This is a genomic window from Simplicispira hankyongi (assembly GCF_003570885.1).
Taxonomy (GTDB): Bacteria; Pseudomonadota; Gammaproteobacteria; order Burkholderiales; family Burkholderiaceae_C; genus Simplicispira; species Simplicispira hankyongi.
The window spans coordinates 799,006-812,359 of sequence record NZ_QXJC01000001.1; the positions used below are offsets into that span (position 1 = coordinate 799,006).

Genomic DNA, 13,354 nt, shown 5'->3' on the forward strand with positions numbered 1-13,354 from the left:
ATCAATAGTAGTTGCCGACCAGCGACACCAGCTCGATCAACAGCAGCACGGCAAACATGCGCGCCAGCCCTCCGAGCTCGGAACGGCGTTCGCTGGCGCCCAGGTCGTACATACCGGCGGTCATAGGGATCACGGCAATCGCCAGGCTGAAAAACACCGTCTTGAGCACAAACACCAGGGTTACTTCCGGTGAAAAGACATGGCCGAACATGCGGGTGAAACTGACCAGTCCAGCCGTACCCAAGCCAAAGACGCTGAAATAGGCCATGGCAAGCGCCACCACACAGGAGAGCGCCGCCAGCGTCACGCTGGCAAAACCGGCAGCGACCACGCGCGGCAGAAGCTCCATGCGCACCGGGTCGGCACCGGTGCGCTCAAGCACCACCAGTCGCCCACTGCGGCGCAGTTGCGCAAGCTGCGCGCCGCTTGGGATGGCGCAGCGCATGGCAACGAACATGGCCGCGGTGAGCGGAATCAGTTCGAGCACCAGCACGCGAATCACCATCTCCAGTGCATAGCGCGAGAGCCCGTAGCTCAGCGCGGTGACGACCACAATCCGGGTGATGATCAGGCTCAGCAGCGCAGCGAGCGCGGTGAACCCCAGCAGAATGGGCAGGGTGTCCAGGTACATGCGCCGCGCCAACAGGTGCCGGCCCACCCGGCTATAGCTTGATGGAGAAAGCACCAGAACCAGCACCACCGCACCCAGGTAGACAATGCGCCACCAAGCCAGCGCCCAGCCCCAGATCAGCTGCGCAAGGCGCTCGGGCAGGGCATGAACAGGTTGGGGCAACCACATGCCCGCATGATAGCGGTGTCCGGAGAAAAATACGTAAAATTCGGCTCTAGCGCTTATTCATATTGCGCCAGCAGCTACAGATAATGTAGCAAATCGTTCACCCTCATCCTGCTCCCTGGGTTTTCCATGGCAGTAGCGCCCTCCATGACCGGCACTCCCTCGCCTCCTCCAGCGTCCCCTGAAGTGGTCCCACACAGCCTCTTGGAGGATGCCATCGCCATTGCCACGGGGGTGCTCCTGATTTCTGTCGGTATCGCCTTCTTCACCAGCGCCGGACTGCTGACCGGCGGCACCGCAGGGCTTGCGTTTTTGCTGCACTACGCTGCCGGCTGGGGCTTCGGCAAGGTGTTCTTCGTGCTGAACCTGCCGTTCTACTGGCTGGCGCTGCGCAAGTTCGGCAAGCGGTTTACCGCCAAGACCTTTGCCGCCGTAGCGCTGCTCTCGCTGCTGACCGAGCTGCAACCACAATTTCTGAAGTTTTCCTACCTGCAGCCGCTGTATGCGGCGCTTGCGGGGGCCTCATCACCGGCACGGGTTTTCTGGTGCTGTTTCGCCACCGCTGCAGCCTGGGCGGGGTCGGCATTCTGGCGCTGTACTTGCAGGATCGCCATGGCTGGCGCGCCGGGAAAATCCAGATGGGACTCGACTGCACCATCGTGTTACTGGCCCTGTGGAGTGTGGAGCCGGCGCGCGTGGCGCTGTCGGTGGTGGGCGCGGTGGCACTGAACCTGGTGCTGGCCATGAACCACCGGCCTGGCCGCTACATGGTGGTGTAGCGGCTTCGGCCTTGGTTCAGACGCGCCACTTTTCCAATAGTTTTTCTGGATTCAGGCTGTCGTAGGTCTCGAACGGCTGGTGAATCCAGGGGTTGGTGGGCAGGAATTCCACCGAATAATCGGCCTTGAAGGTCGATACGCCCTTGGTCCAGATCACGGCGCTGCGCAGCTCGGTGATCGGGCTGTAATTGGTCTTGAGCATGTTGATCACGGCATGCAGCGTGTGACCAGTGTCCGCCAAATCGTCCACCAGCAGCACCCGGCCCGCAATTTCTCCCTTGGGGGTGGTGATGAAGCGCGCAATATCCAGATGCCCTTGCACCGTGCCTGCCTCGGCGCGGTAGGAACTGGTGGACATGATGGCCAGGGGTTTGTCGAAAATCCGGCTCAGAATGTCGCCCGGGCGCAGCCCCCCGCGCGCCAGGCACAGGATGGTGTCGAACTGCCAGCCGGACTGGTGCACGCGCAGCGCCAGTTTTTCGATGAGGTTGTGGTACTCGTCGTAACTGACGTAGAGGTGCTTGCCGTCTTCGGTCAACATGGGTTTGCTCCTGATAAAATAGCAGCTAAATGAAGCCGGTGTTGCGAAAATCGACGTTTCAGCTTGGAAGAAACGGGTGCTGCATCATGATGGTATGGTCCCGGTCCGGACTGGTGGAAATCATCGCCACCGGCACGCCCGTCACCTGCTCTATGCGCTGCAGGTACAGACGCGCGGCGGGTGGCAGGTCTTCATAGCGTGTTACGCCCACGGTCGACTGCGTCCAGCCCTCCATCACTTCGTACACCGGCGTGCACCGCGAAATATCGTCAGCGCCCATGGGCAGGATGTCCACATGCGCGCCATCGAGTTCGTAGCCGGTGCACAGCTTGAGTTCAGATAGGCCGTCCAGCACGTCCAGCTTGGTGATGCACAGGCCGGTCAGGCCATTGACCTGCGCACTGCGCTTGAGCAGCGCGCCATCAAACCATCCGCAACGGCGGCTGCGGCCAGTCACCACGCCTTTTTCAGCCCCCACCGTGGACATGTGGTAGCCCGGTGTGCCTGGCTTTTCCCACTCGAGTTCGGTCGGGAACGGCCCTCCTCCAACACGCGTGCAGTAGGCCTTGGTAATGCCAAGGATGTAGTGCAGCATGCCAGGCCCCACTCCTGAGCCGGCTGCGGCATTGCCCGCAACGCAGTTGCTCGACGTCACGTACGGGTAGGTGCCGTGATCGATGTCAAGCAAGGTGCCTTGGGCACCTTCAAACAGCAGGTTCGCGCCCGCCTGATGGGCGTCATTGAGCTCGCGCGACACGTCGGCCATCATCGGCTTGAGCTGCTCGGCATCTTCCATGGCCTGGTTATAGACAGCATCGAAATCAACAGCCGGGGCGTGCAGGAAGGTGGTCAGGATGTGGTTGTGCAACTCCAGCAAGACACGCAGCTTGGCGGCAAAACGCTCGGGGTGCTTGAGGTCCTGCACCCGCAGGGCGCGCCTGGCGATCTTGTCTTCATAGGCCGGACCGATACCCTTGCCGGTGGTGCCAATTTTCTCGCTGCCGGCGCTCTCACGGACAGTTTCCCGCGCAGCATCCAGTGCTGCGTGGAACGGCAAAATCAGCGGGCAGGCCTCGCTGACGCGCAAGCGCGAACGCACCTCGACACCCATGGCTTCGAGGCGGGCAATTTCTTTGAACAACTGCTCCGTCGACAACACCACGCCGTTGCCGATATAGCACTTGATGCCGGGGCGCATGATGCCGCTGGGGATCAGGTTCAGCGCCGTCTTGACGCCATTGATGACCAGCGTATGGCCTGCGTTGTGCCCACCCTGGAAGCGGACCACGCCCTGCGCGCTCTCGGTCAGCCAATCCACCAGTTTGCCCTTACCTTCGTCACCCCACTGGGTTCCCACGACAACGACGTTCCGCCCTTTGGTACTGTTCATCTCAGATCCGGTTCAAAAATCACACAAGACGTCAGAGCGCAAGCGCCACCCATTCGCCACCAACGCTCACCAGCTCCCTGTCACAAAGAAACTCGTCCACTTCACTTTCTTGGCCGGGCAACACGCACACCACGGTTTCACCTGCTTGGCGCAATGCCGCAACAGCTGCGCGCACGTCTGCCGCATCGGCCCAGGGCGCGCGAATCGCGCCGCGCAGGCCGCGCGCAGGAACAATGCCAACAAGCTGTTTGAGGTCCAGGCCAAAACCCACCGCAGGGCGCCTGCGACCGAACGCGGCGCCCACGGCGTCGTAGCGCCCGCCTTTGGCGACAGCATCGCTCGCACCATGGGCATAGACAGCAAAATGCGCGCCACTGTAATAGGCATAGCCGCGCAAGTCCGCAAGGTCAAAGCTCAGCCGTGCACCGGCCACACGGTTGGCAAGCCATTTCAGATCATCGAGCGCCACGCCAATCGCCGCAGTGGCAGGCAGCACACGGCGCGCCTCGTCGAGCACAGCACCATCACCATAGAGCTGCGGCAGCGCGCGCAAGCCCTCGCGGGAGGCCGCCGGGAAGTCCCGGGACAAGGACGCGAGTTCGCTCGCATCTTTCGCCGCCAAGGCGGCATAGACAGCCCTCTGGCCGCTCTCATCGAGCTGCACGGGTTCGAGCAAACTGCGAACAATGCGAATGTCGGCCATGTCCACGCAGGCGGTGCGCACCTGCGCTACCTCAAGACAAGCCAGCGCCAGCTCCAGCGTTTCCAGATCGGCTTCGCGGCCTGCATGGCCATAGGTTTCAGCGCCGAACTGCAGTGGCTCACGCGAAACATGCGGGCGATCAGGCCAAGTACGCAACACCGGGCCGCAGTAGCACAAACGTGTGACGCCGCGGCGGTTAAGCAGTTGGGCATCGATACGCGCCGCCTGCTGGGTAGTGTCGGCGCGCAACCCCAGCATGCGACCCGACATCTGGTCCACCAGCTTGAAGGTCTGCAGATCAAGCGCTTCGCCAGTCCCCGTCAGCAGGGAGTCGAGATGCTCCAGCAAGGGTGGCATGATCAGCTCATAGCCATACCCTCGCGCGGTATCGAGCAGGCTGCGCCGCAGTTCTTCGATGTGCCGGGCCTCGGAAGGCAGCACATCGGCAATGTGATCCGGAAGGACCCAAGCAGACATGTAAAGAAGGGAAAGCAGAGAAAGGGTTGATTCTACCGGCTGCACCGCAACCGACAGGCCACCAGCGGCACGGCGCAGTGCAATGGCCCCGCGCCACGGGCACGAGCGCCGTGCCCGCAGTGCAGTCGTTTACTTGCGCGCGCCGCCTGCCGCGCCTGGAGCATCTGGCGTTGGAGAGCGCAGCATGCGGAAGAAGTCCGAGGACGCCGGGTCTATCACCACTACATCGCTTTTCTTGTTCATGGTGGCCTTGTAGGCATCCAGACTGCGGTAGAACTTGGCAAATTGCGGGTCACGGCCAAAGGCATCCGCATAGATTTTGGCAGCCGCTGAATCGCCTTCGCCCTTGACCTTCTGCGCATCGCGGTACGCATTGGCAATGGTGATTTCGCGCTGGCGGTCTGCATCGGCGCGGATCTTCTCGCCCTCGGCCGCCCCTGTCGAACGCAGCTCATTGGCAACGCGCTTGCGCTCGGCCTCCATACGGCGGTACACGGACTCAGTGATCGCCTCGACATAGTCAATCCGCGTGATGCGCACATCCACCACGTCGACGCCCCACGGCTTGGCACCGCCCACCGCCTCCAGGACTTCGCGCTTAACGTCCGCCATCAAGTCTTCTCGCTTGAGCGAAAGCAGCTCCTTGACGGTGCGTTTGTTCACTTCCTCCTGAAGGGAGTTGCGCACCACCCGGGTAAGTTGCATAGCGCCCGCGTTTTCGTCCAAGCCAACGTTGCGAATGTATTGCGAAGGTTCGCTAATGCGCCAGCGCACATACCAATCGAGCACCACGCGCTGCTTTTCTGCCGTGAGCATGGGATCTGAGTCGGTACTGTCAAGCGTCAGCAGACGCTTGTCGATGTACGAGACGTTCTGGAACGGTGGCGGAAGCTTGAAATTGAGCCCCGGTTCCGTAATCACTTCCTTGATCTGCCCCAAGGCGTACAGCACGCCGAATTGGCGTTGATCGACAACAAAAATCATAGAGCTGAGCAAGGCCAGCGCCACGAGGATGGAAGTTGCAATAAAACCGACCCTATTCACTCTACTCTCCTAGCGCGATTCGCGCTCACGCGAACGATTCACATCGCGTACGCGGGAATCACTGGGGATGTTGGAAGCGCCCGCTGACAGCGGCGTGGTGCTTGTCGTGTTGGCTGCTGGTGCCTCTGGCACCACCGCGGCAGCGCTGGCACCCGTGCCCGCCAAAATTTTGTCCAACGGCAAATACAGCAGATTGGAGCCGCTACGCGAATCCACCAACACCTTGGTAACATTGCTGTACACCTGCTGCATGGCATCAATGTACATGCGGTCACGGGTGACCTGGGGCGCCTTTTCGTATTCCGCCAGCACTGCCTGGAACCGTTGCGCGTCACCCTGTGCCTGGGCCACGACACGCGCCTTGTACGCGTCGGCTTCTTCCTTGAGACGAGAAGCAGTGCCCACGGCCCGCGGAATCACGTCGTTGGCATAGGCCTGTGCTTCGTTCTTGGCGCGCTCGCGCTCCTGGCCCGCCTTGAGCACATCATCAAACGCTGCCTGGACCTGCTCAGGTGGGCGTACGCCTCCTTGCTGCAAATTGATGGCCAGGACTTCCACCCCCACTTTGTAGCGGTCGAGCATGGTCTGCATCAGCGTGCGTACACGCGGAGCGATCTGGTCGCGTTCGTCGGCAAGCGCCGAATCCATGCGCATCTTGCCCACCACTTCGCGCACGGCCGTCTCTGCAGCCTGCACCACCGCTTCGCCCGGATTGCGGCTCTCGAACAACCAAGCTCGTGCGTCACTCAGGCGGTACTGCACGGCAAATTTGATTTCAACGATGTTCTCGTCTTCCGTCAGCATAGCGGATTCACGCAGACCAGTGGATTTGATGATGCTGTCACGACCAACGTCTACCGAACGAATTTGGGTGACAAAAACCAACTCATGGCGCTGAATCGGGTAAGGCAGCCGCCAATTGAAACCCGCGCCGACAGTGGACTTGTACTTTCCAAATTGCGTGATAACCGCCTGCTGGCCTTCCTGCACGATAAAGAAGCCCGTTCCCAACCAGATCAGCACCACAATGCCGGCAATCAGACCAATCCCGACACCAGCGTTTTTCATGTCGGGTTGAAAGCTTCCGCCGCCAGGGCCCTTGTTGCCGCCCCCTTTGCCGCCAAACAGACCGCCAAGCCGCCTGTTGAAATCGCGCCAGAGCTCGTCCAGATCGGGCGGCTGGCCACCCGCCTTCGGATCGCGCGCGCGCGGGTCAGGGCGCTGCTCGGAAGCAGGCTCACCCTTTGCTCCTTCGTCCCCTCTGCCCCATCGGGGGTCATTGAGGTTGAAAACGCCAAGAAGACGCAAATACCAGGGCGCCGCGCGCCGCGGCGAAGAAGACGAATTCATGCGCAAAATTCTCGGTTTCTGTGAATTTGGTGATAGGTATGAAAACTGGGACTGAAAACGGAAAAATCAATTGTCTTCTGGAACGGTACTGGAAGAAGCTGTGGCCGCCAATACGATCTCGCTGATTTTCGCTCGCAACGGTGCAATACCAACCGATTTCAATGCACTGACAAATACGCGAGGCACTACACGCCCGCCAAGATCGTAGCTGTCCACCAGATCACTAGGTTGCTGCGCTGGGGGAATTTCATCGAGTTTGTTGAACACCAGCAGTTGCGGAATGTCCTGGGCGCCGATTTCAAGCAATACTTTTTGCACCTGCGCAATTTGCTCGGGAAAACCGGCGTGCGAGGCATCCACTACGTGCAGCAACAGATCGGCTTGGACCGCCTCCTGCAATGTGGCTTCAAACGCCTCGATCAGGCCATGCGGCAGGTCGCGGATAAAACCCACGGTGTCAGACAAGGACACCGTAGTTCCGATATCGGCCAGATAAAGTTGCCTTGTGGTGGTATCCAGCGTGGCGAACAACTGGTCTGCCGCGTAGGCACGCGCCTTGACCAAGGTATTGAACAAGGTGGACTTGCCGGCGTTGGTGTAGCCGACAAGCGAAATATTGAAAACGTCGGCCCGCGAGCGGTGGCGCCGCTGGGTGGTGCGGTGGCGCTTGACCTTGACCAACCGCTCCTTGGTCCGCTTGATGGCCTCGCCTATCATCCGGCGATCGAGTTCTATCTGCTTTTCCCCTGGGCCACCCCGCACGCCGGCACCGCCCGTCTGTCGCTCCAGATGCGACCAGCGCCGCACAAGCCGGGTGCTTAAATACTTGAGCCGAGCCAACTCAACTTGCAGCTTCCCCTCGTGGCTTCGTGCGCGTTGCGCAAAAATTCCGAGAATAAGCAATGTGCGGTCATTGACCGGCAGCTCCAAGACACGCTCAAGATTGCGCTGCTGCGCTGGACTGAGGGACTGATCGAAAAGCACCTCTTGCGCTCCATGCATCTGGGCCAGAAGACGCAACTCTTCTGCCTTGCCGGAGCCAATAAACAATGCGGCATCGGGAGCACTGCGCTTGCACGTGATACGCGCAACAGGGTCGAAGCCAGCCGTCTGCGCCAAAAGACCCAGCTCCGCGAGATCAGCATCGAAATCGGGCAAACCGAGGTCTACCCCGACCAAGAGCACCGGGGTGGCAGACGAAGACGAAATTGCGGGAGAACTCAACGGCGCGCGCTTGCCACATGCGCCAGCGGTCGCGCAAAGGCACCAAGAAAAATCATCGCACGTCGCCTGGCTCGTTCTCGCTCTCTACCGATTCCGCAGTAGTAAAGCTCACGGGTCTGCCGGGGACGATCGTCGAAATCGCATGCTTGTAGACCATTTGCGTCACAGTATTGCGAAGCAGCACCACATACTGGTCAAACGACTCAATCTGGCCCTGAAGCTTGATTCCGTTGACAAGGTAAATGGACACCGGTACATGCTCGCGCCGCAAGGCGTTGAGGAAGGGGTCCTGAAGAAGCTGACCTTTGTTGCTCACGATATTCTCCGTGTTCAAGTTTGTTGTTGTAGACGATCTACCTTACCACACTAGCGCCCTGTTGCCAGATGACTTGGCGGTCGTCATGCGAGCCGATGGGGCTTGGTTGCTGCAACGCTGCTCGGAGCCCACAGCAGCGCCACATCACAAGAAATCACGCCAAGGCTTGCCCCCACGGTTCACGCTTCCCCCTTGTCAGCGTAGGGGTTGTGAGACGTTTTCATCTCTATTCGAAGCGGCGTGCCTACGAGATCGAACTCCTTGCGAAAACGCGCTTCCAGGAACCGCTTGTAGGCATCCGTGACATGCTCCAGCGAGTTGCCATGCACCACAATCACAGGAGGGTTCATGCCCCCTTGGTGCGCATAGCGCAGCTTGGGGCGAAACATACCTGCTCGCTTGGGGCTTTGGAACTGTACCGCCTCAAGCAACAAGCGCGTGAGAACCGGCGTACTCATCTTGCAAGTGGCCGACTTGTGCGCTTGCGTCAATGCAGCCCACAGTGGCCCCAGACCCTGCCGCTTTTTCGCAGAAATGAAATGCAGGGAGGCAAATTTGAGGAAAGCCAGCCGACTTTCAATAGAGCGCTCAAGCAACTGGCGCTGGTAGTCGTCCACCGCGTCCCACTTGTTGACCGCGAGGACGACGGCACGGCCGCGCTCCAGGATATAGCCCGCAATGTGAGCATCCTGATCAGTCACACCCTGCGTCGCATCGAGGAGGAGGAGCACAACGTTCGCCGAATCAATGGCCTGCAAGGTCTTGACCACCGAAAATTTCTCGATCGCTTCGAACACCTTGCCTTTTTTCCGCAAACCCGCAGTATCAATCAGCTCAAAACGCTGGCCATTGCGCTCAAAAGGCACAGCAATCGCATCCCGGGTAGTGCCAGGCAGGTCAAAAGCGACGAGGCGCTCTTCGCCCAGCCAGGTATTAATAAGCGTCGACTTTCCTGCATTGGGGCGTCCGGCCACCGCGAGACGAATCACCGATTTATTGTCCGCGGACAGGGGCGATTCTTCCGGCTCGGGAAGCATCCCAAGAGCCAAATCAACCAAACTACGAATACCCTGGCCGTGTGCGGCCGAAACAGCATGTACCTGACCCAGGCCCAACTCATAGAACTCGGACAGTTGAATGCCTTCGAGCATCCCCTCTGCCTTGTTGGCCACCAGCACGCAGTGCTTGCCCAAGCGGCGCAGGTAATTGGCAATATCATGGTCCTGAGCCGATACGCCCGCGCGCGCATCCACCACAAATATGACCACATCGGCCTCAGCCACTGCCTGGCGAGTTTGCTTCGCCATTTCGCTGTAGATGCCGGCTGACGCCTCGGGCTCAAACCCCCCGGTATCGATCACGATAAATTCACGCGAACCTTGCTTGCCATGACCGTAGTGCCGATCACGCGTAAGGCCAGCAAAATCGGCGACGATAGCGTCACGCGACTTGGTCAACCGATTGAAAAGGGTCGATTTCCCAACATTGGGCCTACCGACAAGCGCGATAACTGGGTTCATGGTGCGCAAACAGCCTCAGTTGGGCCTAAAGCCGAACACGCCACCAGCGCGCGTTACAACGACAAGGGTGTCATTCGATACGACAGGAGCAATCTCAATAGGCGATCCGTCGGTCGCCATGCGGTTCAGAGGACTTGCATCATCACGCGACAAAAAGTGCACGGTTCCAGAATCGTCACCCACGACGACCGATCTGCCAAGCAGCAAGGGAGCGGAAAGCCGCCGATAGCGCAGGCGCTCGCTCGCCCAAATGCGCCTGCCATCTTGACGGCTCCAAGCCACCAGATTTCCGTTGCTTTCAGCGCCGACAACAGTGGTCGCATCACCAGAAATTCCATCTCCTCCGTTGGATTTCTGCACCCATTCAACACGCCCACCTGCCAGGTCCGCGCAAGCCACGCTTGCTTGAAATGCGCGGGCGCACAAGCTGGCCTTCACCCTGCTTACCGGGCCCACCAACTCCACCAAGCGCTCCACATCGTTGGTACCGCGGGCGTTCGCCAACGGAGCATCCCAACGCACACTGCCGGTATCGGGATTAATGCCCACCAGCCTTCCGGAAATACCGGCTACCAATGTATCCCCCACAGCAAGCAAAACGCCAGCCTGCCGCAGCACCAATGGCGCTCCAGTACCCGGCAGAGTCCAAAGCGGAGCGCCATTCGCCGCGTCAAAGGCAGCGATGGACCGATCGGCTGCCATCACGAACACGCGCTCCCCTGCCACCAGGGGCGCAGTAAAAACCTGTGAAGCAAGCCGATGGCGCCAAACCTCTTTCCCAGACTGCAGCACAACCAGGTCGTTCTCGCGCGAGACGATCGCACTCGAGTGCCCGTCACTGCCTACGCCTGCTGCGATTCCATCAGCCACCTTGGTGCGCCAAATGTCAGCTCCTGTTTGCGTATTGAGACTCGCGACTGTTCCATCTGAAGAGGCAAGGGTGACCGCACCGCCATCGGCATGCACCTGCAGAGTAAGCCCTGCCGTGCTTCCAATACGCGCGACCCAAGCCTGCCGCACGCCAAGAACAGGAACATTTGGGCCAAGGTCCGCAGGCTTAGGATGCTCAGCGCCACCTTTCCACAACGAACAAGCAGAGAGCAACGAAACGCACACGAACGCAGCAGAAAACCTGACACTGCGGCCAAAACCAGGGAGCAAGGCAGTCATTTCACCGCATCCTTTGTATCTGCAACCGCAAGCAAATCGGGTCGCACACCTAAAGCATTGAGTTTCACTTCCACTAAGCGCCGATAGTCGGTGGCAGGCTCAAGTGTTTGGTAAGCGAGTGTGTATTGCGCAACCGCTTCGTCCCGCTTGCCCAACAGCTTGAGAGCATCCCCTTTTCGATCAGCCGCCACCGCCGCGAATTCTGGTGCGATGCCCGTCTTGAGCTGGGTAAGCGCCTCTTCGTTGGCTCCTTGCGCGATCAATACACTGGCAAGCCGCAAGCGTGCAACAGATTTGTACCCCTCATCGCTGCCATTCGAAGCCAGCCAAACCAGCGCCTCCTTTGCCGCATCCAGCTTGCCCGACTCTTCCTCTATTTTTGCCACCAAGAGCGCCGCCTGAGAAGCTTGGGTCGTACTGCCGTGTTGGCTGCGCATGTCGCCAAAAGCCTGTTCCAGGCGCTTCACATCTTTTTGCGCTGCAGCGGCTTCTATGGCATCGGACAATGCACTGGCTTGGCTCGCCTGTCTTGTTTGCCAAAACTGGTACCCATTCCATCCCGCCAAGGCCAGAAGAATTGCGGTAAGTACACCCGAAATAAGGGTGCCCCAAGATGCCCAGAAATGCTTGAGCTGGTCCAGTTGTTCTTGTTCTTCGAGATCTAGATGATTTGCCATGGGGTGTAGTCAAGATGTTGCAGGAGGAAGCAGGTGTTCCGCCCATAGGGTAGCGTCCGCCAAGCGCTCTTCCCGTTGCGCGCCTTCGCCATCGCGTAGCGATTTAACAAGGCACGTGCCACGTGCAAACTCGTCGGCGCCAAAAATAATCGCACTGTGTGCGCCGCTTGCATCGGCCCGGCGCAACTGAGATTTCATGCTCCCCATGCCTTCCGAGGCGCCGGAGGGGCTGTGCATCTGCACCCGAACGCCGCTCCCTCGCAACTGCTCAAGCACCACCGATGCGGCGGGAATCATATGCGCATCGGGTACCACGGCATATGCATGCGGTTCGTGCCGACCTAAGCCGAGCACTTGCTGCTCATTAAGGAGTTCGAAGACACGCTCCACCCCCATGGCCCAGCCGACTGCAGGTGCGGGTTTGCCACCGATCTCTTCAATGAGGTAGTCGTACCGACCACCACCACAGATGGTCCCTTGGGAGCCCAATTCGCTCGTAACAAACTCAAAAACAGTGCGATTGTAATAATCCAATCCTCGTACCAAGCGAGGATTGAAAGACCAATCCACGCCATTGGCATCCAGAATTTTTGTCACCAAATCAAAATGTTTCAGCGACTCATCATCCACATAATCGCGCAGACGCGGCGCACCATCAATGACGGGTTGCATCAAAGGGTTTTTGCTATCCAAAATTCGCAAAGGATTGCTGTGAAGACGCCTTTTGGCGTCTTCATCCAAAACATCTGCATGTTTTTCAAAATAGGCGATAAGCGCAGCACGATGAGCTGTGCGCTCCGGAGGTTGCCCTAGCGTATTGAGCTCCAAACGGATATTTTTTAACCCAAGCTCTTTCCAAAGAGCATTTGCCAGCAAGATAAGCTCGGCATCAATTTCGGCACCAGAAAATCCAAGTGCCTCTGCTCCAATTTGATGGAATTGACGGTATCGTCCGCGCTGCGGTCGCTCATGCCTAAACATAGGCCCCATGTAATACAACCGCTTACCACCGTCGTGCAGCAGGGAGTTTTCAACAACCGCGCGCACCACGCCAGCGGTATTTTCTGGTCGTAATGTCAAGTGCTCGCCATTTAAACGATCTTCGAAGGAATACATCTCCTTCTCTACAATGTCTGTTACTTCGCCGAGCCCTCGGACAAAAAGCGCCGTATGCTCTACGATAGGCGTTCGAATATTTCGATACGCATAGCGCGCCATCAGATCACGTATTTTTTCCTCAAACCATTCCAAGCCTGCCGAAGTCGGAGGAAGAATGTCATTCATCCCTTTTACCGACGTTATTTTTTCTTTTTTTGGCTGTAGCATTTTTATATCAAATTTTTCACAATACGAAAGAGCTTGTAGAT

Annotated in this window: 12 protein-coding genes and 1 pseudogene; 1 reads left to right on the forward strand and 12 read right to left on the reverse strand. The window is 58.8% G+C overall.

Annotation, left to right across the window (positions count from 1 at the left end):
- Position 1 precedes the first annotated feature (1 nt).
- Positions 2-799, reverse strand: coding sequence for an MlaE family ABC transporter permease (locus tag D3F03_RS03590; protein ID WP_119107958.1), 798 nt, complete (start codon positions 797-799; stop codon positions 2-4).
- A gap of 144 nt (positions 800-943) precedes the next feature.
- On the opposite strand from D3F03_RS03590, the pseudogene D3F03_RS03595 reads away from it, so the two are divergent.
- Positions 944-1,575: pseudogene (locus tag D3F03_RS03595) on the forward strand (YitT family protein).
- A 16-nt stretch (positions 1,576-1,591) separates the two neighbouring features.
- Here the strand turns inward: D3F03_RS03595 and D3F03_RS03600 are convergent.
- The 11 genes from D3F03_RS03600 to hisS form a co-directional block, all read right to left on the reverse strand.
- Positions 1,592-2,116 (reverse strand): phosphoribosyltransferase, encoded by a 525-nt coding sequence (locus tag D3F03_RS03600; protein WP_119107959.1) that lies wholly within the window; start codon positions 2,114-2,116, stop codon positions 1,592-1,594.
- A 58-nt stretch (positions 2,117-2,174) separates the two neighbouring features.
- A complete protein-coding gene (locus D3F03_RS03605; protein ID WP_119107960.1) occupies positions 2,175-3,506 on the reverse strand; it encodes an adenylosuccinate synthase in 1,332 nt (443 codons plus the stop codon).
- 31 nt (positions 3,507-3,537) lie between these two features.
- The gene (locus D3F03_RS03610) at positions 3,538-4,686 is read right to left on the reverse strand and encodes an ATP phosphoribosyltransferase regulatory subunit (protein WP_119107961.1); all 1,149 of its coding nucleotides are present in this window, start codon (positions 4,684-4,686) and stop codon (positions 3,538-3,540) included.
- Positions 4,687-4,815: 129 nt separating this feature from the next.
- Positions 4,816-5,730 (reverse strand): protease modulator HflC, encoded by a 915-nt coding sequence (hflC, locus tag D3F03_RS03615; protein ID WP_119107962.1) that lies wholly within the window; start codon positions 5,728-5,730, stop codon positions 4,816-4,818.
- A 9-nt stretch (positions 5,731-5,739) separates the two neighbouring features.
- Positions 5,740-7,080 (reverse strand): FtsH protease activity modulator HflK, encoded by a 1,341-nt coding sequence (hflK, locus tag D3F03_RS03620; protein ID WP_119107963.1) that lies wholly within the window; start codon positions 7,078-7,080, stop codon positions 5,740-5,742.
- Between the two features lie 66 nt (positions 7,081-7,146).
- Entirely contained in the window at positions 7,147-8,304 is a 1,158-nt protein-coding gene (gene hflX, locus D3F03_RS03625) for a GTPase HflX (RefSeq protein ID WP_119107964.1), read from the reverse strand.
- 52 nt (positions 8,305-8,356) lie between these two features.
- Positions 8,357-8,620 carry an RNA chaperone Hfq gene (gene hfq, locus D3F03_RS03630; protein ID WP_119107965.1) on the reverse strand — a complete coding sequence of 88 codons (264 nt, stop codon included), beginning with the start codon at positions 8,618-8,620 and terminating at the stop codon, positions 8,357-8,359.
- 179 nt (positions 8,621-8,799) lie between these two features.
- The gene (gene der, locus D3F03_RS03635) at positions 8,800-10,140 is read right to left on the reverse strand and encodes a ribosome biogenesis GTPase Der (protein ID WP_119107966.1); all 1,341 of its coding nucleotides are present in this window, start codon (positions 10,138-10,140) and stop codon (positions 8,800-8,802) included.
- A 15-nt stretch (positions 10,141-10,155) separates the two neighbouring features.
- Positions 10,156-11,310, reverse strand: a complete 1,155-nt coding sequence (gene bamB, locus D3F03_RS03640) for an outer membrane protein assembly factor BamB (protein ID WP_119107967.1) — start codon at positions 11,308-11,310, stop codon at positions 10,156-10,158.
- Positions 11,307-11,987: a YfgM family protein gene (locus D3F03_RS03645; protein WP_119107968.1), complete on the reverse strand. Its 681-nt coding sequence runs from the start codon at positions 11,985-11,987 to the stop codon at positions 11,307-11,309. Before D3F03_RS03645 ends, bamB begins: the two co-directional genes overlap by 4 nt.
- Positions 11,988-11,996: 9 nt before the next feature.
- Positions 11,997-13,313 (reverse strand): histidine--tRNA ligase, encoded by a 1,317-nt coding sequence (hisS, locus tag D3F03_RS03650; protein WP_119107969.1) that lies wholly within the window; start codon positions 13,311-13,313, stop codon positions 11,997-11,999.
- Positions 13,314-13,354 lie beyond the last annotated feature (41 nt).